This is a genomic window from Pseudomonas berkeleyensis (genome assembly GCF_014109765.1).
Classification (GTDB): Bacteria; Pseudomonadota; Gammaproteobacteria; order Pseudomonadales; family Pseudomonadaceae; genus Aquipseudomonas; species Aquipseudomonas berkeleyensis.
This window is the reverse complement of sequence record NZ_CP059139.1, coordinates 321851-347820: the sequence shown is the minus strand read 5'-3', so window position 1 is coordinate 347820 and position 25970 is coordinate 321851. Positions and strand designations below refer to the sequence as shown.

Here is a 25970-nt window from a genome sequence, read left to right as displayed (position 1 = left end):
AGACCGGTGTAGCCAGGCCTAGCTGCAAAGGTGGCGACGGTACTCGCCCGGGCTCGTTCCCGTCCAGCGACGAAATGCGCGGGCCAGCGAACCAGGCTCGCTGAATCCGACCAGAAAGGCGATTTCCGCCAGTTCCAGCGCCGGATCACGCAGATAGTGCAACGCCAGTTGCTGGCGGGTTTCATCCACCAATTGACTAAACGAGAGGCCAGCTTCACGCAGACGCCGCTGCAAGGTGCGCGGACTGAGCGCCAGCGCGCTGGCAATGGCTTCCAGATCAGGCCCCTGCTCGGGCAACTGCCGGGCCAGTTGCAGACGCGCCTGGTCGAGCACGTGATGGCCCTGCTTGAGCTCACCGAGCAGACGATCAGCGTAGGCATCGAGCGTGCCCTGCACCTGCGCATCGGCCTGGCCGAGCGGCACACCAAGCAGCCGTTTGGGGAAGATCAACGCGTTGTCCGCCTGACCGAACAGCACAGGGCAACGAAAGATGCGCTGATGCTCGGAGGTGTCAGCCGGCGCCGGATGCTGAAAACGCACCTCGGTCGGCGCAATGTCCAGGCCACTGATCCAGCGCCCGAAACTGACCCAACCGGCCAGGGTTTCCTCACTCAACTGACGCTGCTGTTGCGGCAAGAGCGGTTGCCAGCTGTGGGCCACCAAAGGCTCGCAGCCAGGCCGCGACGGCTCGTCGTCGAGACCGACCACTCCCAGATTGCCGACCAACGCAGCGTAACGCGCCTGCCGGTGCAGGGCATCGGCCAGCGTGGCGCAACTCATGATCAGATAACCAAGCACGCCGTAGTAGCCGGGCCGCACGGCTTCACCCAGGTGCAGGCCCAGGCAGCCGTCACCGCTCAGTCGCACGCCTTCGCCGAGCAATGCCAGATAAGCGCTGGCAGCCACGCGCTGATCGCGCTGCGCCAGTACCTCGGGCGTCAGCTGGGCATGGGCGAGCAGCACCTCGGGGGCCACCCCCTGGCGCTGCAAATGATCGATCAGACCTTGCAGGTAGGCCACCGAAACCGAACCAGCGAGAATCGCGGGATTATCCATCGAGGCTCCTCGTTACTCGCAGCATGCTAACCCAAGCCACGACAAATGCCGCCGAAGCGAACGCCAGGCAAGCGCGCAAATTGAGCCAGCGCCCCGCCAGGCGGGCGGCGGGCGCATAGGCAAGGTGACGGGGGGTCGGTATACTCCGGCGCAATTCACGCTTATTTTCAAGGACTGCCCCATGAAGCGACTGACCCTCGCGCTCCTCGCCGCCGTTTGCCTGCTGGCCGGCTGCGGTCAGAAAGGCCCGCTGTACCTGCCGGGCGATGACAACGCCGGCAACAGCCGAGACCGTTTCGAACTCTGACAGGAGCTGCCCCATGGAAGCCTTCAACTACCGCGACGGTGAGCTGTTCGCGGAAGGCGTTGCCTTGTCTGCGCTGGCCCAGCGCTTCGGCACGCCCACCTATGTCTATTCCCGCGCCCACATCGAAGGGCAGTACGGTGCCTATGCCGATGCGCTGGCCGGCATGCCGCACCTGGTCTGCTTCGCGGTCAAGGCCAACTCCAACATCGGCGTGCTGAACGTCCTGGCACGCCTTGGTGCCGGTTTCGACATCGTTTCCAGCGGCGAGTTGGAGCGTGTACTGGCTGCCGGTGGCGAGCCGAACCGCATCGTCTTCTCCGGCGTCGGCAAGAGCCGCGACGACATGCGCCGCGCGCTGGAAGTCGGCGTGCACTGCTTCAACGTCGAATCCAGCGTCGAGCTGGAGCGCCTGCAGAAGGTGGCAGCCGAGCTGGGCGTCAAGGCGCCGGTCTCGCTGCGGGTCAACCCGGACGTGGATGCTGGCACCCACCCGTACATTTCCACCGGTCTCAAGGAAAACAAGTTCGGCATCGACATCGAGCAGGCCGAGGCGGTCTACGCCCGCGCTGCCGAGCTGCCGAACCTGGAAGTGATCGGTGTCGATTGCCATATCGGCTCGCAGCTGACCACCCTCGAGCCCTTCCTCGATGCGCTGGATCGCCTGCTGCTGCTGGTCGACAAGCTGGCCGCACGCGGCATCATCATCAAGCACCTGGATCTGGGCGGCGGTCTCGGCGTGCAGTATCGCGACGAACAGCCACCGCTGGCCGGCGACTACATCGCCGCCGTGCGCAAGCGCCTGGAAGGCCGCGACCTGGCCCTGGTGTTCGAGCCGGGCCGCTTCATCGTGGCCAATGCCGGCGTGCTGCTGACTCAGGTCGAATACCTCAAGCACACCGAGCACAAGGACTTCGCCATCATCGACGCGGCGATGAACGACCTCATCCGCCCGGCGCTGTACCAGGCCTGGATGGACGTCTCGCCGGTGCAGCCGCGTGACGGTGAGGCGCGCAACTACGACCTGGTCGGGCCGATCTGCGAGACCGGCGACTTCCTGGCCAAGGATCGTCAGTTGGTGCTGGCCGAAGGCGACCTGCTGGCCGTGCGTTCGGCCGGCGCCTATGGCTTCGTCATGAGCTCCAACTACAACACCCGCGGCCGCGCCGCCGAGGTGCTGGTAGATGGCGAGCAGGCGTACGAAGTGCGGCGCCGCGAGACCGTCCAAGAGCTCTACGCCGGCGAAAGCCTGCTGCCGGCCTGAGGGCGACGTCATGCTATTGCGCTTTACCAAGATGCACGGCCTGGGCAATGACTTCATGGTTCTCGACCTGATCAGTCAGCATGCCCACGTGCAGCCTAAACACGCCAAGCAATGGGGCGATCGCCACACCGGCGTTGGCTTCGACCAGTTGCTGATCGTCGAGCCGCCGAGCCACCCGGATGTCGACTTCCGCTACCGCATCTTCAACTCCGACGGCTCCGAAGTGGAGCAGTGCGGCAACGGCGCACGTTGCTTCGCCCGCTTCGTGCTGGACAAGCGCCTGACCACCAAGAAGGTCATTCGCGTCGAGACCAAGAGCGGCATCATCGAGCTGCGCGTGCAGAACGACGGCCAGGTCTGCGTCGACATGGGTGCACCGCGCCTGGAACCAGCGCAGGTGCCATTCCAGGCCGAGCAGGCTGCACTGAGCTATCGCGTAGAGGTCGACGGACAAACCGTCGAACTGGCAGCGCTGTCGATGGGTAACCCACATGCCGTGCTGCGCGTCGACAACGTCGACAGCGCGCCGGTACACACGCTCGGGCCGAAGCTGGAACACCATCCGCGCTTCCCGCAACGGGTCAACGTCGGCTTTCTGCAAGTGCAGGATCGCAAACATGCCCGCCTGCGTGTGTGGGAGCGTGGCGCGGGCGAAACCCAGGCCTGCGGCACCGGCGCCTGTGCGGCTGCCGTCGCGGCGATTCGCCAGGGCTGGATGGACTCGCCGGTGCAACTGGAGTTGCCGGGCGGCAAACTGTCCATCGAGTGGGCAGGCGAAGGTCAGCCCGTTATGATGACCGGGCCCGCTGCACGCGTATACGAAGGACAGGTTCGCCTATGACCGACCAGCAGGATTCTCCCAAGCCGCTCGACTCGGAAACGGTCGCAGCCTATCTGCGCCTGCATCCGGAGTTCTTCATCGATCACGATGAGCTGATTCCCGAGTTGCGCATTCCACACCAGCGCGGCGATACCGTGTCGCTGGTGGAGCGTCAGGTCAAACTGCTGCGCGAACGCAACATCGAGATGCGTCATCGCCTCGGCCAGTTGATGGACGTGGCGCGTGACAACGACCGCCTGTTCGACAAAACCCGCCGCCTGGTGCTCGACCTGCTCGATGCAGGCAGCCTGGAGGAAGTGGTCGGCGCCGTGGAAGACAGCCTGCGCCATGAGTTTCAGGTGCCCTTCGTCGGCTTGATCCTGTTCAGCGACAACAAGTTGCCGGTGGGCCGTTCGGTCAGTTCGGCCGAGGCGCATCAGCAGATCGGCGGCCTGATCAGCGGCGGCAAGACCATCTGCGGGGTATTGCGCCCGCATGAGCTGGAATTCCTGTTCGGCGCTGAAGAAGCCGGCAAGGTCGGCTCTGCCGCCGTCGTCAGCCTCAGTCACCAGGGTCTGCATGGCGTACTGGCCATCGGCAGTGCCGATCCGCAGCATTACAAGAGCTCACTCGGCACGCTGTTCCTCGGTTACATCGCCGAAGTGCTGGCGCGTGTTCTGCCGAGCTTCGCCACGCCGCTGCGCTCGGTACGCTAGAAGCCGTCCGAGGCCGTTCTTAACACCATGATGGCAACGCAGGCCGTTTTCCAACTGCCTGCCATACCGTGTAGGGTGGATGGCGCAACGCTCATCCACCATCGGCCCGTCCGGAGCCCGGCACGTGACACTTGAAGCCAACCTTGAAGCCTATCTCGAATACCTGCGCCGCGAGCGCCAGGTATCGCCGCACACACTCGACGGCTATCGACGTGATCTCGGCAAGGTGCTGGCCTTCTGCGAGGCGGAAGGTCTGAAAGACTGGGCAGCGCTGGACACTCGCAACCTGCGCCGACTGGTCGCTCGCCTGCATCAGCAGGGCCTGGCCAGCCGTAGCCTGGCCCGCCTGCTCTCGGCCACCCGCGGGCTCTATCAGTATCTGCTGCGCGAAGGCCTGTGCCGCCATGACCCGGCGACCGGCCTCAGCCCACCGAAACGCGAGCGGCGCCTGCCGCGCACCCTGGACGCCGACCGCAGCGCACAATTGCTCGACGGCGCGGTAGAAGACGACTTCATCGCCCGCCGTGATCAGGCCATGCTCGAGTTGTTCTATTCGTCCGGTTTGCGCCTGTCGGAACTGGTCGGGCTGGATCTCGACGGGCTGGATCTGGACGCCGGCCTGGTACGCGTGCGCGGCAAAGGCAACAAGGTGCGCGAACTGCCAGTCGGCAGCATGGCGCGTCAGGCGCTGGAGCAATGGCTGACGCTACGCAAGCTGGCCAACCCTGGCGACGGCGCGGTGTTCATCAGCCAGCAGGGACGCCGCCTCGGCCCTCGCGCCGTACAGCTGCGGGTGCGCCAGGCCGGCGTACGCGAACTGGGCCAGCACCTGCACCCGCACATGCTGCGGCACAGCTTCGCCAGCCATATGCTGGAGTCCTCGCAGGATCTGCGCGCGGTGCAGGAGCTACTCGGCCATGCCGACATCGCCACCACGCAAATCTACACTCACCTGGATTTCCAGCATCTGGCCAACGTCTACGACCAGGCCCATCCGCGCGCCAAGCGCAAAGGCGGTTCCGAATGAGCATTGAACTGATCACCTTCGACCTCGATGACACCCTGTGGGACGTCAGCCCGGTGATGCAGGACGCCGAAGCTGCGCTGCGCAACTGGTTGGCCCTGCACGCCCCTCGCCTCGGCGCCGTGCCGGTGGAGCACCTGTGGCAGATCCGCAGCGGCCTGCTGGACGCAGAACCGATGCTCAGGCATCGCCTCAGCGAACTGCGCCGGCGCATCCTCTTCCACGCCCTGGAGGGCGCGGGTTATTCCCATGACGAGGCACTGGCACTGGCCGAAGCCGGCTTTCAGGTCTTCCTCAGCGCACGTCATCAAGTCGAACTGTTCGCCGAGGTGCACCCGACACTGGAAGCGCTCGCCGAGCGCTTCATGCTCGGCGTAATCACCAACGGCAATGCCGATGTGCGCCGTCTGGGCCTGTCGGAGTATTTCCGGTTCGCGCTGTGCGCTGAAGAACTGGGGATCGGCAAACCCGACCCGAAACCCTTTCGCGAAGCGCTCAGCCGCGCAGGCGGCATTGCTGCCGAGCGAGCCGTGCACATCGGCGATCACCCCAGCGACGACATTGCCGGCGCCCAGGCAGCCGGGATGCGCGCGATCTGGTTCAACCCGCAAGGGCGAACCTGGGACGCCGATACGCTGCCCGACGCACAGATCGGTAGCCTGGCCGAGCTGCCGGCACTGCTCTCCAGCTGGATGCGCTGAGCCCGTAGGGTGCGCTGCGCGCACCGCCTGATACACGAACAAGATCGGTGCGCACGGCGCACCCTACGCCGTAACGCAATACGTGTTGATCGCGGCGACAAAAAACCCGCCACAGGGGCGGGTCTTTTGTGACGTACCGTCCTCAGATAGGACGGCTGCCGTATTTGCTATCGGGCTTCTTGGGCGGGTCGGCAACCACATTGGGTTCGACCTCCTGCACCTTGCCGCCGCGGGAGAGGAATTCCTCCATCGCCTTGGCCAGCGCATCACGCTCCTTCTGCTTGGCTTCGATGCTCGGCATCTCGTCGACTTCGACGGCTTTTGCCTTGCTCTTCTTGCCAGTAGCTACGACCTCGCCGTCGCCATCGTCGCCGCTGTCACCGTCGTCGGCAGCAGCCAGCTCCTCGCCGTCGTCCTCGTCAGCCCCTTCCAGATCGTCTTGTTCCAGGTCTTCGTCGCTCATGTTCAACCTCATGACTTGCGAAAAGCAGGTTAGTTATAGACCAGTCGCGCAGGCTTCACTGCCCGACCGGAAAAAATTCAAATAGCCTCGCCATGCAGGGTCGCCACCACTCGCCGAGCGCCGCCTTGATCACGGTGCTCACCAAGGTAAATCCCCTGCCAGGTACCCAGGGCCAACTGTCCATCCTGTATCGGCAGTTGCAGCTGAAACCCCAGCAGACTGCCTTTGAAATGTGCCGGCAGATCGTCCGGCCCTTCGTAATCGTGCTCGTACCCCGCATCGCCTTGCGGCACCAAGCGATTGAAGAATCGCTCGAAATCGCGTCGCACTGCCGGGTCGGCATTCTCGTTGACCGTCAGCGAGGCCGAGGTGTGCTGTAGCCAGAGGTGTAAAAGACCCACTCGCACTTGTTGCAGTTCCGGTAATGCGGCGAGGATTTCTTCGGTTACCAGATGAAATCCCCGACTCCGTGGACGCAAGGTCAGAGTCCGTTGCCACCACATCGTCGTCTCTCCTGCAGACTTCAGCGCGCGCATTCTAACGCGCTGTCAGAAAAAGCAAAGGGCGCCAAAAGGCGCCCTTTACATTTACCAGCAGCGCTTATTTCTTGTTGCTGGTGAACTCCGGGTAGGCTTCCATGCCGCACTCGACCAGATCCACACCCTCGTACTCTTCCTCTTCGCTGACACGCAGGCCAACGACGGCCTTGATGATGCCCCAGACGACCAGGCTGGCAGCGAAGACCCAGGCGAAGACGCAGACGATACCCAGCAGTTGAGCGCCCAGGCTGGCATCAGGGTTGGTCAGGCATACAGCCAGGGTGCCCCAGATGCCGACTACGCCGTGTACCGAGATGGCACCGACCGGGTCGTCGATCTTGATCTTGTCGAAACCGAGGATGGCGAACACCACCAGCACGCCACCGACACCACCGATCAGGGTGGCTTGCAGGGCAGTCGGGGTCAGCGGCTCGGCAGTGATGGCGACCAGGCCAGCCAGTGCACCGTTGATGGCCATGGTCAGGTCAGCCTTGCCGAACAGCAGGCGGGCCACGATCAGGGCAGCAACCAGGCCACCGGCAGCGGCCATGTTGGTGTTGACGAACACCTGGGCGACGGCGTTGGCGTCTTCGATGGTGCTCATCTTCAGCTGCGAACCGCCGTTGAAGCCGAACCAGCCCATCCACAGGATGAACATACCCAGGGTAGCCAGCGGCAGGTTGGCGCCGGGAATGGCATTGACCTGACCATTGGAGCCGTACTTGCCTTTACGAGCGCCGAGCAGCAGCACGCCAGCCAGCGCGGCGGAGGCACCCGCCAGGTGAACGACGGTGGAACCGGCGAAGTCCAGGAAGCCCGCTTCGTTGAGGAAGCCGCTGCCCCATTTCCAGTAGCCCTGTACCGGGTAGATGAAGGCAGTCATCACCACTGCGAAGGCGATGAAGGGCCACAGTTTCATGCGCTCGGCGACAGCACCGGAGACGATCGACATGCAGGTCGCGGCGAACACGATCTGGAAGAAGAAGTCGGCACGAGCGGCGTAGTAAGGCGCATCGTCACCACCGGCCAGAACGGCGTCGACGGTGTTCTCATCGCCAATCAGGAAGCCCAGGCTCGGCAGGATGCCGCCCTCGGGGCTGGAATACATGATGTAGTAGCCGACCAGCAGGTACATGATGCAGGCGGTGGCGAACAGCGCCACGTTCTTCACCAGGATCTCGGTGGTGTTCTTGGAGCGGACAAGTCCGGCTTCGAGCATGGCGAAACCTGCCGCCATCCACATCACCAGGGCACCGCAAATAACAAAGTAGAAGGTATCGAAGCCGTACTGCAATGCAGTCAATGCTGTGTTATCCATTTTTCACCTCTTGCCGGAGCGCTTTATTGATGCGCTATTCGGTCGAGGCGCCCGGGTTGGCTCCGGGCGCACTCCGTGTGCTTCAGGCCTGCCAGCGACAGGCCCACGTACTTACAGGATGTAGCCACGCTCGTTGTGCTGAGCCAGGTCGAGGCCGACCGACTCTTCTTCTTCGGTGACACGCAGCCCCATGACCACGTCGATGACCTTGAGGATCACGAAGGTGACGATGGTGGTGTAGATCACGGTGAAGGCCACGCCCTTGAACTGAACCCACAGTTGCAGGCCGATGTTCTCAACCTCACCGAAGCCACCCAGGGCCGGCGCGGCGAAGATGCCGGTCAGCAGGGCACCGACGATGCCACCCACGCCATGCACGCCGAAGACGTCCAGGGAGTCGTCGTAGCCCAGCTTGCGTTTCAGGCTGGTGGCGCAGACGAAGCAGATCACGCCAGAGGCCAGACCGATGACCAGCGCACCTACCGGGCCGACGGTGCCGGCAGCCGGAGTGATGGCTACCAGACCGGCAACCACGCCGGAGGCGATACCCAGGGCGCTCGGTTTGCCGTGACTGATCCACTCGGCGAACATCCAGCCCAGAGCGGCGGCGGCGGTGGCGATCTGGGTAACCAGCATGGCCATGCCAGCGGTGCCGTCAGCGGCTGCAGCGGAGCCGGCGTTGAAGCCGAACCAGCCGACCCACAGCATCGCAGCACCGATCAGGGTGTAGCCGAGGTTGTGCGGCGCCATGGCCACGCTCGGGTAACCCTTGCGCTTGCCGAGCATGATGCAGGCCACCAGGCCGGCGATACCGGCATTGATGTGCACCACGGTGCCACCGGCGAAGTCGAGTACGCCCCAGTCCCACATCAGAGCACCATCGCCGCCCCAAACCATGTGGGCGATCGGTGCATAGACCAGGGTGAACCAGACGGCCATGAACACCAGCATCGCGGAGAACTTCATGCGCTCAGCGAAGGCGCCGACGATCAGGGCCGGAGTGATGATGGCGAAAGTCATCTGGAAGGTGACGAACACGCTTTCCGGGAACGCCGCCGTCAACGATTCCTTGGTCAGATTACCCAGGAACATGTTGCCCAGGCCGCCCACGAAGGAACTGAAGTTGGTGACGCCAGCTTCCATTCCGGTGGTGTCGAAGGCCAGGCTGTAGCCGTAGGCGAACCACAGGATGCTCATCAGAGCGGTAATGGCGAAGCACTGCATCATCACCGACAGGACGTTCTTGGAACGCACCATGCCAGCGTAGAACAGGGCCAGGCCCGGAATGGTCATGAACAGAACCAGCGCGGTGGCGGTCAGCATCCAAGCTGTGTCACCGGAATTCAGCGTCGCTTCCTCAGCCATGGCTAGGCCGGGGGAAAGCAGAGACAAAAGGGCTCCAAGCCCTGCGATTTTTCGCAGAGTCATGATTTAACTCCTGGGACGATTCTGGGGGTGGGGCGGCGTTGGGCTTAGATCGCGTCGGTATCGGTTTCGCCGGTACGGATGCGAATCGCCTGCTCCAGGTTGACCACGAAAATCTTGCCGTCACCGATCTTGCCGGTGTTGGCAGCCTTGGTGATGGCCTCGATGACGCGATCCAGTTGGTCGTCAGCGATGGCCACGTCGATCTTCACCTTGGGCAGGAAGTCGACAACGTATTCAGCACCGCGATACAGCTCGGTGTGACCTTTCTGGCGACCGAAGCCTTTGACTTCGGTAACGGTGATGCCTTGCACGCCGATTTCCGACAGCGACTCGCGGACGTCGTCCAGCTTGAACGGCTTGATGATGGCAGTGACTAGCTTCATGAACTCTCTCCCGTATTAGGTTGACTTGCCCCAGGAATTCTCAGCCCTCGACAAGTCTAAGCGCAGTGTCCGGCTTTTGTAATGCACCGACCGCCCTAGCTGGCGTGGTCGACATCCATCAACCGCTCCTGGCGAAACACTCCCCACGCTTCGCCTGACGCACCGGTACTGCATCGGTGCATGCGTCACCAGGGGCTAAGCAGAAAGCTTGCCAGCTACATCAAAAGCCTGATGTTTCAGGACTTTGCGCTGGTGCCGAGGATGTGACCGAGCATTCATAATAGAAACTACGCACAGAGTTGGTGCATCGAGCCATCCGCGCACGCTCAAAAACCGTGCACCGCAGTGCCAGGCCTCGGTTTTCGCCTGCGTGCTACACTGCCCGCCGTCTGTATCTGGAACCTACCCATGCTCCCGCCCAAAGCTCTGCTCGACACCCTCAGTAGCCACGCCTCGCGCCTGTTCAGTGGCGACAGCCCACTTCCTCGCGCCGAACTGGAAGCCCAGTTCAAGGCCCTGCTGCAGAGTGGTTTCAGCAAACTCGATCTGGTCAGCCGGGATGAGTTCGATAGCCAGATGGTGGTTCTGGCCCGCACCCGCGCCCGCCTCGAGGCGCTGGAGGCCAAGGTCGCCGAACTGGAAGCCAAGCTCACCGCAGCAGACTAAGGTTTGTTGTAGGAGCGGCTTCAGCCGCGAACAGGCTTCGCGGCTGAAGCGGAATGCCGCCCAGCCGCTCCTACAGGCACTGCACCCTACTTGATCAAGGAGTGATCATGTCCCTGGCAATCGTCCATAGCCGCGCCCAGGTCGGCGTCGAAGCACCGGCCGTTACCGTCGAAGCGCACCTGGCCAACGGCCTGCCATCCCTGACGCTGGTCGGCCTGCCGGAAACGGCGGTCAAGGAAAGCAAGGATCGCGTGCGCAGCGCCATCCTCAATGCCGCTTTCGAGTTTCCCAGCAAACGCATCACATTGAATCTGGCGCCGGCTGATCTGCCGAAAGACGGCGGTCGCTTCGACCTCGCCATCGCCTTGGGCATCCTCGCCGCCAGCGGCCAGGTGCCCGCCCAGTCACTGGACGAATACGAGTGCCTCGGCGAACTGGCGCTGTCCGGCGCAGTGCGTCCGGTGCAGGGGGTATTGCCAGCCGCCCTGGCAGCACGCGAAGCCGGGCGCACCCTGTTGGTGCCGCAGGCCAATGCCGAAGAGGCCAGCCTGGCCTCGGGGTTGAAGGTGATTGCCATCGAGCATCTGCTGCAGATCGCCGCACACCTCAACGGCAGCGCCCCACTTGAACCCTATGCGGCACAAGGTCTGCTCCGGCAAAGCCTGCCCTACCCGGATCTGGCCGAAGTACAGGGGCAACTGGCTGCCAAACGTGCGCTGCTGGTGGCCGCCGCGGGCTCGCACAACCTACTGCTCAGCGGCCCGCCCGGTACCGGCAAGACGCTGCTGGCCAGCCGCCTGCCCGGCCTACTGCCAGCGCTGGACGAAGACGAGGCACTGCAGGTCGCCGCGATTCACTCGGTGGCCAGCCATACGCCGCTGCAACACTGGCCGCAGCGGCCTTTTCGCACTCCCCACCATAGTGCTTCCGGGCCAGCATTGGTCGGTGGCGGCAGTCGCCCACAGCCTGGCGAAATCACGTTGGCCCACAAGGGCATTTTGTTTCTCGATGAACTGCCGGAATTCGATAGAAAAGTGCTCGAGGTGCTGCGCGAACCGCTGGAAAGCGGCCACATCGTCATCGCCCGGGCGCGGGACAAGGTGCGCTTCCCGGCGCGCTTTCAGCTCGTCGCCGCCATGAACCCCTGCCCGTGCGGTTACCTCGGCGACCCGAGCAATCGCTGTCGCTGCACGCCAGAGCAGATCCAGCGCTACCGCGCCAAGCTATCCGGGCCACTGCTGGATCGCATCGACCTGCACCTGACGGTCGCTCGCGAGACGACGGCCTTGAATGCTCCGCCGCAGGATGGTGAAAACACTGCACAGGCGGCGGCCAAAGTGGCGCGGGCGCGTGAACGGCAACTGCAACGCCAGGGCGTGGCCAACGCCTTTCTCGACTTGCCGGGGCTACGCCAGCACTGCGCGCTGAGCGATACGGATCGTCAGTGGCTGGAAAGCGCCTGCGAACGCCTGGGCCTTTCCCTGCGCGCCGCGCATCGCGTGCTCAAGGTCGCGCGCACCCTGGCCGACCTGGCGGAGGAAAAACACATCGCCCGTGCACACCTGGCCGAAGCGTTGCAGTACCGCCCCGCCGCCGGGTGACTCAGCGGAAGCGCTCGACCTCCTGACGCAACTGCGCGGCAAGGCGATCCAGCTCACGCGCGGTTTCGGCCAGATTGGCCACCACCTCACGCTGTTCACCATTGGCCTGAGCGATGCTTTGCAGGTTGGAACTGAGCACGGTCGCTGTACTGCTCTGCTCGCTGGTGGCTGTGGTGATGGCGGCGAACTGCTCGCCCGCGGCCTCGCTCTGCTCGCTGATCTGCGCCAATGCCGCGGCCACCTTGGCGTTGCGCTCCAGGCCGTCCTGCATCAACTGCCGGCCCTGCTCCATGGTGGCGATGGCACTGCTGGTTTCGCTCTGGATGCTGCCGATCATCGCGGAAATTTCGTTGGTCGCCTCACGGGTACGCCCGGCGAGGTTGCGCACTTCATCGGCGACCACGGCAAAACCACGTCCCTGCTCTCCGGCCCGCGCGGCCTCAATGGCGGCGTTGAGCGCCAGCAGGTTGGTCTGGTCGGCAATCGCGGTAATCACGCTGACGATTCCGCCAATCTCCTGGGAGCGCTGGCCAAGGCCGTTGACCACCTTGGAGGTCTGCTCCAGCGCCTCGGCAATCTGCACCAGCGCCTCGGAGGCCTGATCCATCGAGGTGCGACCGATACGGGTCTGCTGGGCGTTGTCACTGGCCAGGCGCTCGGTGCTGCGCATGTTGTCGGCGATGTTCTGCGAGGTGGCACTGAACTCTTCCACTGCGCCAGCCATGCTGCTGATCTCGCCCGATTGCTGATCGATGCCCTGATAAGCATCGCGCGACAGCGTGGACATCGCCTGCGAACGTGCGCTGACATCCTGGGCAGCGCTGCGAATCCCCGCCACCATACTCGCCAGGGCTTCGCCCATACGGTTGAAGCTGCGCGCCAGCTCACCGATTTCATCGTCGCTAGACTGCGCCATGCGCGCCCCGAGATCACCGGCACCGAGCGCCTGGGCCTGCTGCACCAGGTCACCCAGCGGGCGCAGTTTGCGCCGCAACAGCCAGACCACAGCGATCACCGCCAACAGCAGGGTCAGTGCACTGCCAATGGCCAACTGGGTGCCGACATGCCAGGTGACGGCCTGGATTTCCTCGCGCGGCATGCTCGCCAGCACCGTCCAGGGGCCGCCGGCAAAGGGCATGGCAACGCTGTAGAACTCCTCACGGCCGTCCGTCCAGAAACCGCCTTTGCCGCTGTTGCCGATCAGTTCGGCAAGCGACGCGGGCAAGGTGGTCATCGCCACCGCACCGGCGGGCGCCACCAGCCACTTGCCCTGCTCGTCGAGCAGCGCCAGCGAGCCCGTGCTGCCGATGCGGAAATCGCTGAGGTTACGCATCTGCAGGTTCTGCGCGTCGGTGTAGTCGAAGCCAACGAACAGCACCGCGATCACCCGTCCGCCGCTATCGCGCACCGGGGTGTACTGGGTCATGTAGAAGCGCTCGAACAACAGCGCGCGGCCCACATAATTCTGCCCAGCCAGCAGACGCTGGTAAGCCGGGTGTTGATGATCGAGCACGGTGCCGAGCGCACGGGTGCCGTCCTGCTTGGTCAGCGAGGTGGTGATGCGCACGAACTCTTCGCCGTCACGCACGAAGACCGTGGCAACACCGGCGGTCATGCGGGTGAAATCGTCGACCTCGCTGAACTCGTTGTTGAGCCGCGTCGCGCCCAGATAGAGCGCCGGAGTCTGCAGGCTGCCGACAGTGACGCGCTCGTCGTTGCGCACCTGCAAGCCACCACTGAAGCGCTGCTCGAACAGCCCGGCCAGGCGCTGCGTGCTGTCGCGCAGGCTGCCATGGAAGGTGTCCAGCTGATCGGCCAACAGGCGCGCTTCACTGCCCAGGTGCTCGGCCCGGGTCACCAGGTTGGCATTGTTCAGCGAGCGCAGGGCGAACAGGGTGCTGATGCTGATCAGCAGAACCAGCATCAGCGCCAGAGCAACAGCCAGCTGCAGAGCGATACGGGAACGGGGAGGGGTCATTCAGGCCTCTCAAGGCCTGCCTCATGATGGCAGGCCGAACGGAACAGGGGGATGAACTGGCCAGAGTCGTCATACGACCGGGGCCAGGGCGCGGCAGGATACCTGAGCAGTATGGTTGGTCAATCAGCGTTTGCCGAACGGCCATCAATAATTATCAAAACCCATCCGCATTACCGTTCAAACCACGCGCTGTACATTCGGCAGTTGCATCGACGCCACTTCCGCCAGCAGATACTCGCGCAGCCGCTGCAGACGCGCCTGCGCACGGTGGCCACGCGGCCAGACCAGGTAGTAGCTGTCACCACTGAACACCGCTGTCGGCCAGGGCAAGCCGAGCCGACCGGCACCCACGTCTTCGGCCACCATCAGCAGATCACCGATGGACACGCCGTAACCGCGCGCGGCGGCGACGATGCCCAGTTCGAGCATGTCGAACAGTTGGCCGGTCTTCAGCGGCACCTGCTCCCCCAGGCCCGTGGCCTGCAGCCAGCGCCGCCAGTCACGACGATCCGGAGTCGGGTGCAACTGCTCCGCCGCCTGCAGGCGCGCCAACGACCAGGGCCCCGCCTCACTATCGGCCGCCGCGCACACCGGGATCAGCCACTCCTCGAACAGCAGCACGCTTTCCCATTCCTCCGGAAACTGGCCATCGGAGAGCAGCACCGCACAGTCGAAGGGCTCGTGGCGAAAGTCGACCTTGTCCACATCCATCCAGGCACTGGTGAGCTGCACCTCGCTGTCCGGGTTGGCCAGACGAAAGTGCGACAGGCGCGCCAGCAGCCAACGCATGGTCAGGGTCGACGGCGCCTTCAGACGCAACACCTCGTCGTCTGCACGCAGAGCGGCGCTGGCGCGTTCCAGCGCATCGAAGCCGTCGCTCAACCCTGGCAGCAAGGCACGGGCGGGGTCGGTCAGTTGCAGGCTGCGACCACGACGCTCGAACAGGCGACAGGCGAAATACTCCTCCAGCGTGCGGATATGCCGGCTCACTGCGCTCTGGGTGATGGCCAGTTCTTCCGCGGCACGGGTGAACGAGGCATGCCGTGCCGCAGCCTCGAAGGCACGCAGGGCGTACAGCGGAGGCAGTCGTCGGGTCACGGCATCAAACCATGAGTTTTAATCATGCCAGGCATGGCTATTTTCCTTTTGTGGGTAATCCGTACAAACCAGAGAATAGCCGTCATTGCTCATCCCCCGACAGCCTGGGGATGCTTACCCTGCCGAAGTTTTACTCATCATGAAGAATTCCATTGGTCACGAACTGGGCGCATTGCTGCGCCTGGCCGGCCCGCTGATCTCCGCCCAGCTGGCCCACGCGCTGATGATTTTCACCGACACGCTGATGATGGCCATGCTCGGCCCTCAGCAGTTGGCTGGCGGCGCACTGGGCGCCACCTGCTATTTCATCTTCTCGATCTTCTGCACCGGAGTGATTGCTGCGGTGGGCAGCCTGGTCGCCATCCGCCATGGCGCCGGTGACACTGGCGGCGTCACGCGGTTGCTCCGCAACGGCTTATGGCTGGCCATATCGCTGGGGATCGTCAGTGCGCTGTGCCTCAATGGCCTGGGCCCGCTGCTGCCACACCTTGGCCAGGATCCGGCGGCCGCCAGCCAGGCCATGGAATTTCTCCGCCCGCTGTCGCTGGCCCTGCCTGGTTATCTGTGCTTCATGGCCTTGCGCGGCTTCACCAGCGCCATCGGCCACCCGGGCCCGGTGATGGCCATCAGCATCGTCGGCACCGCGGCCAACTTCATCATCAACTACGCCTTGATCAAGGGCTGGTTTGGCCTGTCCAGCCTGGGTCTGAGCGGCATCGGCATGACCACTGCGCTGGTCAGCAGCGCGATGGCCCTGGCCTTGGCGCTGTATATCCTGGTTTCACCGACCTACCAGCGCTACCAACTGCGCGGTGGTCTGGGTCGCCCGCAGCGCGCGGAAATGCGGGCGCTGCTGCGCCTTGGTCTGCCCATCGGCGGCACCTACGCTGCCGAGCAGGGCCTGTTCACCTTCGCCACCCTGTGCATGGGCGCCCTCGGCAGCGTGCAACTGGCAGCGCATCAGATCGCCATACAAACGGTAGCGCTGGCGTTCATCGTGCCGCAGGGGCTGTCCTACGCGGTGACCTTCCGCGTCGGTCTACATTACGGCGCCGAACGCCTGCACCTGTCGCGCCTGGCCGGAAACCTGGGCATGGTTCTGGGCGCATCGCTGATGCTGTTGTTCGCCCTGCTGTTCTGGCTGGCACCGGAGTGGATCATTGGCCTGTTCCTCGACCGTCACGACCCGGCCTTCGCCGACATCGTCACCCTGGCGGTGAGCCTGCTGGCGATCGCCGCCTGGTTCGAGCTGTTCGATGGCCTGCAGAGCATCGCCATGGGCGCGATTCGGGGGCTCAACGACGGCCGCACCACCCTGATGATCGGTCTGGCGGGTTACTGGTGCGTTGGTGCGCCGCTGGCCTGGCTGTTCGCCTTCCCGCTCGGTTGGGGCGCGCATGGCGTCTGGTGGGGGCTGGCGGCGGGACTAGCGGTCACGGCTACCGGCCTGGTATTGGGTTTCCAGTGGAAGACCGCACGCCTGCAACGGCCGAACGGGGTGGCGGGCGCGGCCTGTCTGTCGTAACGGCCATTCGGCCAGTGCGCACAGCGCGCCCTACGCCGGGCCTCCGGTCAGCAAAGGCTGGCGCATGCCGAATACCAGAAAGCGCGCCAGCTCGGCCAGCGGTACCGCCTTGCTGATCAGGTAGCCTTGCACCTGGTCGCAGCCGAACTGGCGCAGCATGTCGAGCTGCTCGATGTTCTCCACACCTTCGGCCACCACCTCGAGATTGAGGTTGTGCGCCAGGTTGATCATCGCCCGCACCAGTTGGCGATTCTCGGCGCGTTCGCCCATGCCACCGACGAAGCTGCGGTCGATCTTCAGCAGGGTGATCGGCAGGCTGTTGAGGTGGACGAACGAAGAGAAACCGGTGCCGAAGTCGTCCAGCGAGAAGCGCACGCCCAGCCGCCCCAGTGCCAGCATGGTCTGCTGCACCTGGTCGCTGCGGCGCATCACCGCGGTTTCGGTCAACTCGAACTCCAGCCACTGCGCATCCACCCCGCGCTCTTCGATCAGACGGCTGAGCGTGGCCAGCAGCTGGCTGTCCTGAAACTGGCGGAACGACAGGTTGACCGCCATATGCAGGGCCGGCAGACCGCGCCCACGCAGCCACTGCATGTCGCGCAGGGCACGGGAAATGACCCAGTAACCAAGCGGCACGATCAACCCGGTTTCCTCGGCCAGCGGCACGAACTCGCTGGGCGACAGCAGGCCACGCTCGCGGTGTTGCCAACGCACCAACGCCTCCAGGCCGACGATGCGCCCGGTCTTCAAGCACAGCCGTGGCTGGTAGTGCAGCTCCAGTTCGTCGCGGCGCAGTGCGCGACGCAGTTCGCTCTCTAGATCGGCCTGGCTGCGCTCACTGCGGTTCAGGCGTTCGTCATAGACGTGAAAGACGCAGCCCTGCTGATTCTTGGCCTGCTGCATGGCGATATGCGCATGCCACAGCAATGGATCGGCACCCTCGCCGGAGCGCGCATGGGCCAGGCCGAGACTGCAACCGACCAACAGGCTTTCGCCGTCCACCCAGTAGGGTTCGGCCAGCACCTCGGTAATGCGCTCGGCCAGGCGCTCGACGCGTTGCGGGTCACGGCGCACATCGAGGAGCAGGGCGAATTCGTCGCTGCCCAGGCGAGCCAGCTGATCGCAGGGCTGCAAAAGCCCCTTGAGCCGCGACACCACCTGCATGATCAGGCGGTCGCCACCCTGATAGCCGAGCGCGTCGTTGGCATGACGGAAGTTGTCCAGATCGAGATGGCCGAGCACCAGGCCGCGACCGTTGCACTCACCCAGGCGCGCGGCAAGCAAGGTCTGGAAACCCTGGCGGTTGGCGATGCCGGTCAATGGATCCTGCTCGGCCAGACGCTGCAGCGTTTGCTTGAGGTTGCCCTGCTCACGCGCATAGCGCAGGCAGCGGCGCAGCATATCGAGGCTGAGGTTGCTGCGTACCAGCCAGTCACTGACGCCTGCCGGCTCTTCGCTGGGCTCTTCATCGAGCAGCAGCACCATCGGCAACGGACATTGATTGGGTTGAGGAAGGCGATCCGGTGTCGCCAGCAGCAGGCCACTGGCGTGGTCATCGAACAGGTTGCTGGCCGCTTCCCAGGAGGGCGCGGTGATCAGCGGGGAGGGGCTGCCCAGTGCGCCCAGTTGCTCGCGCAACAATTCGGCCCAGTCGGGCGAATCCGCCAGCAGGATCAAACGCATGGGTTCGACGAGCGTGGACAAGCAACCTCCCCCAATGACCACAAGAAGAATGGCGAATCGCGTCGCCTGAACGCGTCGTAATCGACGTCTAATCAATCACATCCGAGTGAAAATAGATGCACATCCTGAGGTATTGCCAAAAAACCGGCAAGTGAAACCAGAGTACTGCATAGATCCACATAACCCAGCGCGCCAACATTCAATTCCGTGCGCCAGCCCACAGTTCCAGACGGTCGCGGCAGAAGTTGCCAGGCCTGCTAAAATGCGCGGCCTTTTTCCTGCGAATGATGATCCCATGTCCCGACTGAACCCCCGGCAACAGGAAGCCGTGAACTACGTCGGCGGCCCTCTTTTGGTGCTCGCCGGTGCAGGCTCCGGCAAGACCAGCGTGATCACCCGCAAGATCGCCCACCTGGTGCAGAACTGCGGCATCCGCGCCCAGCACATCGTCGCCATGACCTTCACCAACAAGGCAGCGCGCGAGATGAAGGAGCGCGTTGGCACCCTGCTCAAGGGCGCCGAAGCCCGCGGCCTGACGGTGTCGACCTTCCACAACCTGGGCATGAACATCATCCGCAAGGAATACGCGCGCCTGGGCTACAAGCCCGGCTTCTCGATCTTCGATGACGGCGATATCAAGGCTCTGCTCACCGATATCATGCAGAAGGAGTATTCCGGCGATGACGGTGCCGACGAGATCAAGAACTACATCGACAGCTGGAAGAACGACCTGATTCTGCCGGACGAGGCCCTGGCGGGTGCGCGCAACCCCAAGGAGCAGACCGCCGCCATCGTCTACCTGCACTACCAGCGCACGCTCAAGGCGTACAACGCGGTGGACTTCAACGACCTGATCCTGCTGCCGGTGAAGCTGTTCCAGGAACACGCCGACATTCTGGAAAAGTGGCAGAACCGTATCCGCTACCTGCTCGTCGACGAATACCAGGACACCAACGCCAGCCAGTACCTGCTGGTGAAGATGCTGGTGGGCATGCGCAACCAGTTCACCGTGGTCGGCGACGACGACCAGTCGATCTACGCCTGGCGCGGCGCGCGGCCGGAAAACCTCAACCTGCTCAAGGAAGACTACCCGTCGCTCAAGGTGGTGATGCTCGAGCAGAACTACCGCTCCACCAGCCGCATCCTCAAGTGCGCCAACGTGCTGATCGCCAACAACCCCCACGTGTTCGAAAAGCAGCTGTGGAGCGACATGGGCATGGGCGACGAGATTCGCGTGATCCGTACCCGCAACGAAGACGCCGAGTGCGAGCGCGTGGCCCTGGAAATCCTCACCGAACACCTGCGTACCCAGCGCCCGTACAGCGAGTTCGCCATCCTCTACCGTGGCAACTACCAGGCCAAGCTGATGGAGCTGAAACTGCAGCACCACCAGATTCCCTATCGCCTGTCTGGTGGTACCAGTTTCTTCGCCCGCCAGGAGGTGAAGGATCTGATGAGTTACTTCCGCCTGTTGGTCAACCCGGACGACGACAACGCCTTCCTGCGCGTGATCAACGTGCCGCGTCGCGAAATCGGCTCGACCACCCTGGAAAAACTCGGCAACTACGCCAACGAGCGCAAGATCAGCATGTACGCCGCCGCTGGCGAGATCGGCCTCGGCGAACACCTCGACGCGCGCTTCACCGAGCGCCTGCAACGCTTCACCAGATGGATGGATCGCGTGCGCCAGGAATGCGCGCAGAACGACCCGATTGCCGCCATCCGCAGCATGGTCATGGACATCGACTACGAGAACTGGCTACGGCAGAACGCCTCCAGCGACAAGGTGGCCGATGCGCGCATGGGCAACGTCTGGTTCCTTGTCGACGCCCTGAAAAGCACCCTGGAGCGCGACGAAGACGGCGACATGACCATCGAGGACGCCATCGGCAAACTGGTGCTGCGTGACATGCTCGAACGCCAGCAGGAAGAGGAAGAAGGCGCCGAAGGCGTGCAGATGATGACCATGCACGCCTCCAAGGGCCTGGAGTTTCCCTCGGTGTACATCATCGGTTTCGAGGAGGAGATTCTTCCCCACCGCTCCAGCATCGAAGCCGACACCATCGAGGAAGAACGCCGCCTGGCCTACGTCGGCATCACCCGCGCCAAGCGCAACCTGGCGCTGACCTTCGCCGCCAAGCGCAAGCAATATGGCGAGGTGATCGACTGCTCGCCGAGCCGCTTCCTCGATGAACTGCCGCCGGAAGACCTGGTGTGGGAAGGACTGGAAGAGGCGCCCGTGGAGGTCAAGGCTGCACGCGGCAACGACGCCCTGGCCAATATGCGGGCGATGCTCAAGCGCTGAAGCCTGGGAATTGCTGTCTGGTGGGCTAAAGCCCACCCTACTCCACTGAAGCCGGGTACTGCTGTCTGGTGGGCTGAAGCCCACCCTACTCCACCCATACACAGCGTAGGGTGGGCCGGGCGGCGATTCGCTTCAGCCCACTACGTCAATGCCACTGGCACCCTCGCCATATTTGCCAGTCAGAAGAAAACATCGTTCAGAAACAGGGACTGAAACCATGCGCACTTTCACGCTCGACCTCGACGCCCTGACTCAACTGATCAATGGCCGTGAACAGCAGGAGAACTGGCTGGATCTGGAAAGCGGTAGCGTTCTAACCCTGTCGCCGGACGATCAGTACAGCGACGAGCGCCAGCAGGTGGAACTCGACCCGGATCGCTACACCCAGATACCCAACCTCGACGTGCCGCAGCGCGTGGCCATGCGCGAGTCCTTCCTGTTCACCCTCGATGACCTGCACGCCCACCCACTGCTCAGCGCCGCGCTGACCAGTCGCAAGCCGCTGCGCTCGTTCGACTACGAGATCGAGGCTTTTCCGGCGATCCGCGAACAGTGGCAAGCCTACGAACTCAAGCAACTGCGCGAGTACGCACTCAACTGGCTCTACGAACTCGGCCTGGAACCCGCGCCGGACAGGATGCCACTGGATACCCGAGGCATTCCCAGGGATATCCTGCGCAGGCTCAACAAGAGCGCCTGAAGGAAGGCCGACGGCGAGCGTCGCGCGGCGGGGACAGCCTTCCAGGCAGCGAGGGTGCTGCACTGGAAGAACACGGGGAACGAGCCGGGTTCGACTGGCGGAACCCGGGCACAACTCACTCGAACTGCGCGGCCACCTTCGACCACAGGCTGACCGGGCGCCCCTTCTGCTCGAAGAAGGCGATCTCGCGCTTGATTCCGGAGCTCAGATCCCAGCCGGGCAAGTCCAGAATGATCAGCTCCTCCATGGCCTCCATGAACACGGCATCCACGGGGCCCCAGAGCTTACCGATGACGGCGCTGTCGCGGTTCTCGAACGCCAGGTTGATCGGGTGAGACATGGACACCTGGCTGAACACGCAGTGACCTGACTCGATGATGGTCGCCGCCACCACGTTGCATGCCAGGAAGCGTTCATGAACGACCTCCGAATCGGCATGACTGTAGGGGCAGGCGAGAAAAATCTTACGCATGACGAACCTCTTTCTACGGGGGAGTCGGGGGCCGGAGCCCCCGGGTAAATCAGGCGGGGCTCAGCTCGGAGTTGCCGACGGGCTCGGCTTTGCGCTCCTCGGCCTCATAGCGGTTGGCGGCCGGGACGGAGATCTTCACGGCGATGAAGACCGCCAGCAGGCCACCGAACAGCTTGGCCAGCAGGATCGGCATGATCAGCGAGGGCTGGAAGTTGGCGGTGAAGGCCAGGTGATCGCCGATGGTGGCCTGGGCGCAAACGCCCATGGCGACGCACAGCACCTTGTCGCGGGCATTCATGCTCTTGAACATGTGGTACACGGCGATGATGTTCGCCAGCACCATGACGAAGGCGGCGGCGCCGGGGGCGGAGAGGCCCAGCTGGCGGCCGAGCATTTCCATCGGACGACGGCAGTACTTGTTGAACAGGTAGCAGATCGGGAAAGTGCCGGCGAGCATGATGCCGATGTAGCCGGCGATCTCGATGGCGCGGAACAGCTCCTTCTCGTCGGCGAACATCGGGTCGAAGCCCCAGCCCACGGTCTTCGAGAAGAACCCGGTGAAATGCTCGACGATGGCGAAGGCCAGGATCATCTTGATGAAAGCGTCCATCAGCTTGCCGAAGATCAGGAAGCCGTTGACCATCATGGTCGCGCGGTAGCGCAGGCCGGCGGCGAGCAGGAAGCAGAAGACGAACAGCGGCGCCAGCAGTTTCAGCGCACCGACGAAGTCGAGGGTCAGCAGATGCGTGGCCTGCGAACTGGTCGAGACGATGTCGCGCACCGGCAGGTTGAACAGGGTGATCATCATCAGCGCCGCCAGCACCGCGAAGGGGATGCTGATCAGGCCGGCCATGGCACCGAGGGCCAGGTACTTGTGATCCTTGCGCTCGAGCATCATCAGCCCGACCGGGATCAGGTACACGATGGTCGCCCCGGAGGTGTAGCCGACGATCATCGCGGCGATCCACATGTCACGGTTAGCCGTCAGCGCATCGGCCAACTGATAACCGCCCATGTCCACGGCGATGATGGACAGGGCCGCGATCGACACGTCCGAACCCATGGCCGCGAAGTACGGGCCGAGCACCAGCGAAATCAGCTTCGACAGATAGGGGATCGAAATCATGATCCCTGCCTGTGCGAGAAACACCGGCCCGATGGAGTGGATGCCGTTGACGAATTCCTTCCCCAGCCCGCTCTGTGGCTGAACCACCGAAGCGAAAGCCCCCACCACTGCGCCGATCATTATCAGGTAGATAACGAAGTTTCCGAACTCTGCCATCACATTCACCCTAGTCTTCTTACTTGACGCCCAGACCGCCAACGCAAGGTTCTTTCTATATGGCGCCTCTCACGCAGAGGCGTGTTCTCTCGTTCTCGTCGCTCTCGCGAGCCGTCTCGACCAACCCTGTGAGACACCGTAATAGCAACCACTATGCATGCCATTTTGAGGTTTAAATGTGGGAATGACCGTTGATAACCACCAGTTCAGTCAGCATTCCTGTGAGTTCCATCTATAATGCCCGCAACGACGGCGCTGGACGCCGAGGCGTGAAAGCACGAAACCCGCAACCCGTGCCCTTGCCCCCGCCAGCCCAGCGACTCCGTTCTCTTCTTTCGCCTCAAAGGTGTGCCGAGGTAACACAACCTCGCCCCGTTATGTGGCGGCCCGGTAACAGCTTCAGGATGCGATATGCGCCCCAGTGAACGACGGCAACACATTCTCGAACTGCTTCGCCAGCGCGAGAGGATTTCGGTGGATGAACTGGCCCGAAACCTGGGCACCTCGCAGGAAACCATTCGCCGCGACCTCGCCGAACTGGCCGACAACGGCCAGGTGACCAAGTACCACGGCGGCGCCTCCCTGCCGCCCAGCGGCGAGCATGAAAACGCCTTCCAGACGCGGATGAACGAGTTCGCCAGCGAGAAGAAAGCCGTCGCCCGCTATGCCGCGGGGCTTTACGCACCGGGCGACAGCATTCTGATCGACACGGGCACCACGACGCTGTTCTTCGCGCGCGAGCTGGCCCGCCTGAGCCGCATCACCGTGATCACCAACTCACTGCAGATCGCCACCAGCATCGGCGCCAGTGGCAATCGCGTGTTCATGATCGGCGGTGAGTACCGCCCCGAGTCCGCACAGAACACCGGCGCCCTGGCCTTGGAGCAGATTGCCCGGTTCAACGCCGAGCATGCGGTGGTCACCATCGGCGCCCTCAACCCGGACGGCGCCTTCGACTTCTCCATCGAAGAGGCCGAGATCACCCGGGCGATGATCGCCAGAACCCGCTACCTGACGGTCATCGCCGACTCGTCGAAGATGGGCCGCCGGGCGCTTTTCGAGGTCTTCCCGCTGAGCCGTATCGACCGCCTGATCACGGATCGCAAGCCGTTGGGGGCATTGGCCGAGGCCCTGCAGGCTGCCCACGTCGAGGTGCACGAAGCGCCTGCATTGAGCCGGATGGAGTCAGGCCCGCTGGGCGCGGGCCTGAAGCGCTGAGCGCTGCCTCAGCGCCAGCTACGGCAACGGGTCACCGCATCGGCGAATGTCTCACGCCACTGGCGGGCGACACCGGCCTCGACCTTCGGCCGGAAGCTGGTGCTGGTGTTGCGCGGCGGCGCAAGGTCGACCCCTACGCCCCGAGCCGCCAGCGCCGCGCAACCGAAGGCCGTCAGTTCGTCGAAGCGCTGAGTCACGATGCAACGCTGCAGGGCATCGGCGAGGAACTGGGCGAAGTAAGGACTGCGCGCCAGGCCACCATCGATGGACAACTGGTCGGTGACGTTGAGAAACCCGTCCATCGCCGAAATCACCTCGACACTGCGCAGCGCCACGCCCTCCAACAGCGCCTGGCACATGTCCTGCCGGCTGGTGGCGGCGTTCATGCCAACCCACAGCGCGGCCGCGCTGCGATCCCAGTGCGGGCAGGCAAGGCCTGAAAGCGCCGGCACGAAGGCCAGTTGCCGACCGATGGCCGGTGGCTGGTCGAAGGCCGCCAGCTCGGAAAAGTCGTTGAACAGCCCCAGCCGGCCAGCCCACTCGACCGCAGCACTGGCGTCGTACACACCCCCGTCCATGGCGTACTGCGGCTTGCCGTCGATCTGCCAGGCGATGGTCGCCAGCAGGCCCTTCTCGGGTGCGCGAATGATCTCCTCGCCAGTCAGCGTCAGCGCGAAGGCGCCGGTACCGAAGGTGATCTTCGCATCGCCGGGGTTGCGGCAGCCGTGGCCGTAGAGCGAGGCCTGCTGATCGACCAGCGAGGCGGTCACCGGCGTGGCACCGATCTCGCCGAAATGCCCGACGGTATCGCGGATCTCCGGCAAGGCTTCGAGCGGCACGCCAAACAGCGCGCACAACTCGGGATCCCATTGCGCGGTGGCCAGGTTCATCAGCGAGGTACGCGAGGCGGTGGTGACGTCCGTGGCGAAGACCCCGGTCAGGCGATCCAGGAAATACGCATCGGTGGTGCCCAGGCGCAGCCGGCCTTCACGCTGGGCCTGCTGAGCAGCAGGCAGGTTGCGCAGAATCCAGGCCAGCTTGGAGGCGGAGAAATAAGGGTCGAGCGGCAGCCCGGCGCGCTCCAGGGTCAGGGCTTCGCCACTCTCCGCGCGCAGGCGATTGATCTCGTCGGCGGTACGGTTGTCCTGCCAGACGATCACCGGTGACAACGGCTCGCCAGTGCGAGCATCCCAGGCCAGGCAACTTTCCCCCTGGTTGGCCAGGCCGATGGCATCCACCCGGCCGGTCGCTTCGAGGCAGCGCTGCAGGTTGTTCAGCAGCTCCAGCGGATCATGCTCGACCCAGCCCGGGTGAGGATGATGCTGCTGATGGCGCAAGGCGAGCTGAATGTCGGCGCTGCCGTTGTGTGAAACCACCAGCACGCGGGTGCTGGTGGTTCCCTGGTCTAGAGCTGCGATACGCAAGG

The 25970-nt window shown here is 63.8% G+C and carries 24 protein-coding genes and 1 pseudogene; 12 read left to right on the top strand and 13 right to left on the bottom strand.

Annotated features, from left to right (window positions below; genetic code table 11):
* Positions 1–18: 18 nt before the first annotated feature.
* Positions 19–1056 carry an AraC family transcriptional regulator gene (locus HS968_RS01630; RefSeq protein WP_182369866.1) on the bottom strand — a complete coding sequence of 346 codons (1038 nt, stop codon included), beginning with the start codon at positions 1054–1056 and terminating at the stop codon, positions 19–21.
* Positions 1057–1237: 181 nt separating this feature from the next.
* Here HS968_RS01630 and lptM point away from each other — a divergent pair, with 181 nt between their 5' ends.
* The 6 genes from lptM to HS968_RS01600 all read left to right on the top strand — a co-directional run bounded on the left by lptM (position 1238) and on the right by HS968_RS01600 (position 5885).
* Complete coding sequence (gene lptM / locus HS968_RS01625; protein WP_017361215.1) at positions 1238–1363, top strand: LPS translocon maturation chaperone LptM; 126 nt, start codon at positions 1238–1240, stop codon at positions 1361–1363.
* 13 nt (positions 1364–1376) lie between these two features.
* The gene (gene lysA / locus HS968_RS01620) at positions 1377–2624 is read left to right on the top strand and encodes a diaminopimelate decarboxylase (protein ID WP_182369864.1); all 1248 of its coding nucleotides are present in this window, start codon (positions 1377–1379) and stop codon (positions 2622–2624) included.
* Between the two features lie 10 nt (positions 2625–2634).
* On the top strand, positions 2635–3465 hold the full coding sequence (gene dapF, locus HS968_RS01615; RefSeq protein WP_179623468.1) for a diaminopimelate epimerase: 831 nt from the start codon (positions 2635–2637) through the stop codon (positions 3463–3465).
* Complete coding sequence (locus HS968_RS01610) at positions 3462–4160, top strand: DUF484 family protein (RefSeq protein WP_119692341.1); 699 nt, start codon at positions 3462–3464, stop codon at positions 4158–4160. Before dapF ends, HS968_RS01610 begins: the two co-directional genes overlap by 4 nt.
* A 79-nt stretch (positions 4161–4239) precedes the next feature.
* Positions 4240–5187, top strand: a complete 948-nt coding sequence (gene xerC / locus HS968_RS01605; protein ID WP_119692342.1) for a tyrosine recombinase XerC — start codon at positions 4240–4242, stop codon at positions 5185–5187.
* Complete coding sequence (locus HS968_RS01600) at positions 5184–5885, top strand: HAD family hydrolase (RefSeq protein WP_119692343.1); 702 nt, start codon at positions 5184–5186, stop codon at positions 5883–5885. Before xerC ends, HS968_RS01600 begins: the two co-directional genes overlap by 4 nt.
* A 142-nt stretch (positions 5886–6027) precedes the next feature.
* Here HS968_RS01600 and sutA read toward each other — a convergent pair whose 3' ends face one another.
* The 5 genes from sutA to glnK form a co-directional block, all read right to left on the bottom strand.
* A complete protein-coding gene (gene sutA, locus HS968_RS01595) occupies positions 6028–6348 on the bottom strand; it encodes a transcriptional regulator SutA (RefSeq protein WP_119692344.1) in 321 nt (106 codons plus the stop codon).
* Between the two features lie 77 nt (positions 6349–6425).
* Complete coding sequence (locus HS968_RS01590; protein WP_119692345.1) at positions 6426–6851, bottom strand: secondary thiamine-phosphate synthase enzyme YjbQ; 426 nt, start codon at positions 6849–6851, stop codon at positions 6426–6428.
* A gap of 97 nt (positions 6852–6948) precedes the next feature.
* Entirely contained in the window at positions 6949–8205 is a 1257-nt protein-coding gene (locus tag HS968_RS01585; protein ID WP_119692346.1) for an ammonium transporter, read from the bottom strand.
* A 111-nt stretch (positions 8206–8316) separates the two neighbouring features.
* Positions 8317–9633 (bottom strand): ammonium transporter, encoded by a 1317-nt coding sequence (locus tag HS968_RS01580; protein WP_119692347.1) that lies wholly within the window; start codon positions 9631–9633, stop codon positions 8317–8319.
* A 44-nt stretch (positions 9634–9677) separates the two neighbouring features.
* Positions 9678–10016: a P-II family nitrogen regulator gene (gene glnK / locus HS968_RS01575; RefSeq protein WP_003096476.1), complete on the bottom strand. Its 339-nt coding sequence runs from the start codon at positions 10014–10016 to the stop codon at positions 9678–9680.
* A 408-nt stretch (positions 10017–10424) separates the two neighbouring features.
* Here glnK and HS968_RS01570 point away from each other — a divergent pair, with 408 nt between their 5' ends.
* Both HS968_RS01570 and HS968_RS01565 read left to right on the top strand, forming a co-directional pair.
* Positions 10425–10682 (top strand): accessory factor UbiK family protein, encoded by a 258-nt coding sequence (locus HS968_RS01570; RefSeq protein ID WP_021487638.1) that lies wholly within the window; start codon positions 10425–10427, stop codon positions 10680–10682.
* A 107-nt stretch (positions 10683–10789) separates the two neighbouring features.
* Positions 10790–12283: a YifB family Mg chelatase-like AAA ATPase gene (locus HS968_RS01565; RefSeq protein ID WP_182369862.1), complete on the top strand. Its 1494-nt coding sequence runs from the start codon at positions 10790–10792 to the stop codon at positions 12281–12283.
* 1 nt (position 12284) lies between these two features.
* Here the strand turns inward: HS968_RS01565 and HS968_RS26580 are convergent, their stop codons facing one another.
* The 3 genes and pseudogenes from HS968_RS26580 to HS968_RS01555 form a co-directional block, all read right to left on the bottom strand.
* Positions 12285–13007 (bottom strand): methyl-accepting chemotaxis protein, encoded by a 723-nt coding sequence (locus HS968_RS26580; protein ID WP_407681673.1) that lies wholly within the window; start codon positions 13005–13007, stop codon positions 12285–12287.
* A gap of 183 nt (positions 13008–13190) precedes the next feature.
* A pseudogene (locus HS968_RS26575) lies at positions 13191–14207 on the bottom strand (Cache 3/Cache 2 fusion domain-containing protein); the annotation flags it as partial.
* Positions 14208–14438: 231 nt separating this feature from the next.
* On the bottom strand, positions 14439–15359 hold the full coding sequence (locus HS968_RS01555) for a LysR substrate-binding domain-containing protein (RefSeq protein WP_182369860.1): 921 nt from the start codon (positions 15357–15359) through the stop codon (positions 14439–14441).
* A gap of 139 nt (positions 15360–15498) precedes the next feature.
* Here HS968_RS01555 and HS968_RS01550 point away from each other — a divergent pair, with 139 nt between their 5' ends.
* On the top strand, positions 15499–16884 hold the full coding sequence (locus HS968_RS01550) for a NorM family multidrug efflux MATE transporter (protein ID WP_182369858.1): 1386 nt from the start codon (positions 15499–15501) through the stop codon (positions 16882–16884).
* Positions 16885–16914: 30 nt separating this feature from the next.
* Here HS968_RS01550 and HS968_RS01545 read toward each other — a convergent pair whose 3' ends face one another.
* Positions 16915–18588 carry a putative bifunctional diguanylate cyclase/phosphodiesterase gene (locus HS968_RS01545; protein ID WP_182369857.1) on the bottom strand — a complete coding sequence of 558 codons (1674 nt, stop codon included), beginning with the start codon at positions 18586–18588 and terminating at the stop codon, positions 16915–16917.
* Positions 18589–18862: 274 nt separating this feature from the next.
* Here HS968_RS01545 and rep point away from each other — a divergent pair, with 274 nt between their 5' ends.
* Entirely contained in the window at positions 18863–20872 is a 2010-nt protein-coding gene (gene rep / locus HS968_RS01540) for a DNA helicase Rep (protein ID WP_119692353.1), read from the top strand.
* Positions 20873–21089: 217 nt separating this feature from the next.
* Positions 21090–21572: a UPF0158 family protein gene (locus HS968_RS01535; RefSeq protein WP_182369856.1), complete on the top strand. Its 483-nt coding sequence runs from the start codon at positions 21090–21092 to the stop codon at positions 21570–21572.
* Positions 21573–21687: 115 nt separating this feature from the next.
* Here HS968_RS01535 and HS968_RS01530 read toward each other — a convergent pair whose 3' ends face one another.
* A complete protein-coding gene (locus tag HS968_RS01530) occupies positions 21688–22044 on the bottom strand; it encodes a DUF1937 family protein (RefSeq protein ID WP_119692355.1) in 357 nt (118 codons plus the stop codon).
* A 49-nt stretch (positions 22045–22093) separates the two neighbouring features.
* Positions 22094–23326, bottom strand: a complete 1233-nt coding sequence (gene eutH, locus HS968_RS01525) for an ethanolamine utilization protein EutH (RefSeq protein WP_182369855.1) — start codon at positions 23324–23326, stop codon at positions 22094–22096.
* A gap of 411 nt (positions 23327–23737) precedes the next feature.
* Here eutH and HS968_RS01520 point away from each other — a divergent pair, with 411 nt between their 5' ends.
* The gene (locus HS968_RS01520; protein WP_119692356.1) at positions 23738–24544 is read left to right on the top strand and encodes a DeoR/GlpR family DNA-binding transcription regulator; all 807 of its coding nucleotides are present in this window, start codon (positions 23738–23740) and stop codon (positions 24542–24544) included.
* Positions 24545–24552: 8 nt separating this feature from the next.
* Here the strand turns inward: HS968_RS01520 and HS968_RS01515 are convergent, their stop codons facing one another.
* Positions 24553–25968, bottom strand: coding sequence for a glycerol kinase (locus tag HS968_RS01515; RefSeq protein WP_182369854.1), 1416 nt, complete (start codon positions 25966–25968; stop codon positions 24553–24555).
* Between the last annotated feature and the right edge of the window lie 2 nt (positions 25969–25970).

Coding starts and splice junctions, on each gene's coding strand:
- HS968_RS01630 (WP_182369866.1), bottom strand. CDS start 1,056: ATGGATAATCCCGCGATTCTCGCTGGTTCGGTTTCGGTGGCCTACCTG.
- lptM (WP_017361215.1), top strand. CDS start 1,238: ATGAAGCGACTGACCCTCGCGCTCCTCGCCGCCGTTTGCCTGCTGGCC.
- lysA (WP_182369864.1), top strand. CDS start 1,377: ATGGAAGCCTTCAACTACCGCGACGGTGAGCTGTTCGCGGAAGGCGTT.
- dapF (WP_179623468.1), top strand. CDS start 2,635: ATGCTATTGCGCTTTACCAAGATGCACGGCCTGGGCAATGACTTCATG.
- HS968_RS01610 (WP_119692341.1), top strand. CDS start 3,462: ATGACCGACCAGCAGGATTCTCCCAAGCCGCTCGACTCGGAAACGGTC.
- xerC (WP_119692342.1), top strand. CDS start 4,240: ATGGCGCAACGCTCATCCACCATCGGCCCGTCCGGAGCCCGGCACGTG.
- HS968_RS01600 (WP_119692343.1), top strand. CDS start 5,184: ATGAGCATTGAACTGATCACCTTCGACCTCGATGACACCCTGTGGGAC.
- sutA (WP_119692344.1), bottom strand. CDS start 6,348: ATGAGCGACGAAGACCTGGAACAAGACGATCTGGAAGGGGCTGACGAG.
- HS968_RS01590 (WP_119692345.1), bottom strand. CDS start 6,851: ATGTGGTGGCAACGGACTCTGACCTTGCGTCCACGGAGTCGGGGATTT.
- HS968_RS01585 (WP_119692346.1), bottom strand. CDS start 8,205: ATGGATAACACAGCATTGACTGCATTGCAGTACGGCTTCGATACCTTC.
- HS968_RS01580 (WP_119692347.1), bottom strand. CDS start 9,633: ATGACTCTGCGAAAAATCGCAGGGCTTGGAGCCCTTTTGTCTCTGCTT.
- glnK (WP_003096476.1), bottom strand. CDS start 10,016: ATGAAGCTAGTCACTGCCATCATCAAGCCGTTCAAGCTGGACGACGTC.
- HS968_RS01570 (WP_021487638.1), top strand. CDS start 10,425: ATGCTCCCGCCCAAAGCTCTGCTCGACACCCTCAGTAGCCACGCCTCG.
- HS968_RS01565 (WP_182369862.1), top strand. CDS start 10,790: ATGTCCCTGGCAATCGTCCATAGCCGCGCCCAGGTCGGCGTCGAAGCA.
- HS968_RS26580 (WP_407681673.1), bottom strand. CDS start 13,007: ATGGCTGGCGCAGTGGAAGAGTTCAGTGCCACCTCGCAGAACATCGCC.
- HS968_RS01550 (WP_182369858.1), top strand. CDS start 15,499: ATGAAGAATTCCATTGGTCACGAACTGGGCGCATTGCTGCGCCTGGCC.
- rep (WP_119692353.1), top strand. CDS start 18,863: ATGTCCCGACTGAACCCCCGGCAACAGGAAGCCGTGAACTACGTCGGC.
- HS968_RS01535 (WP_182369856.1), top strand. CDS start 21,090: ATGCGCACTTTCACGCTCGACCTCGACGCCCTGACTCAACTGATCAAT.
- HS968_RS01530 (WP_119692355.1), bottom strand. CDS start 22,044: ATGCGTAAGATTTTTCTCGCCTGCCCCTACAGTCATGCCGATTCGGAG.
- eutH (WP_182369855.1), bottom strand. CDS start 23,326: ATGGCAGAGTTCGGAAACTTCGTTATCTACCTGATAATGATCGGCGCA.
- HS968_RS01520 (WP_119692356.1), top strand. CDS start 23,738: ATGCGCCCCAGTGAACGACGGCAACACATTCTCGAACTGCTTCGCCAG.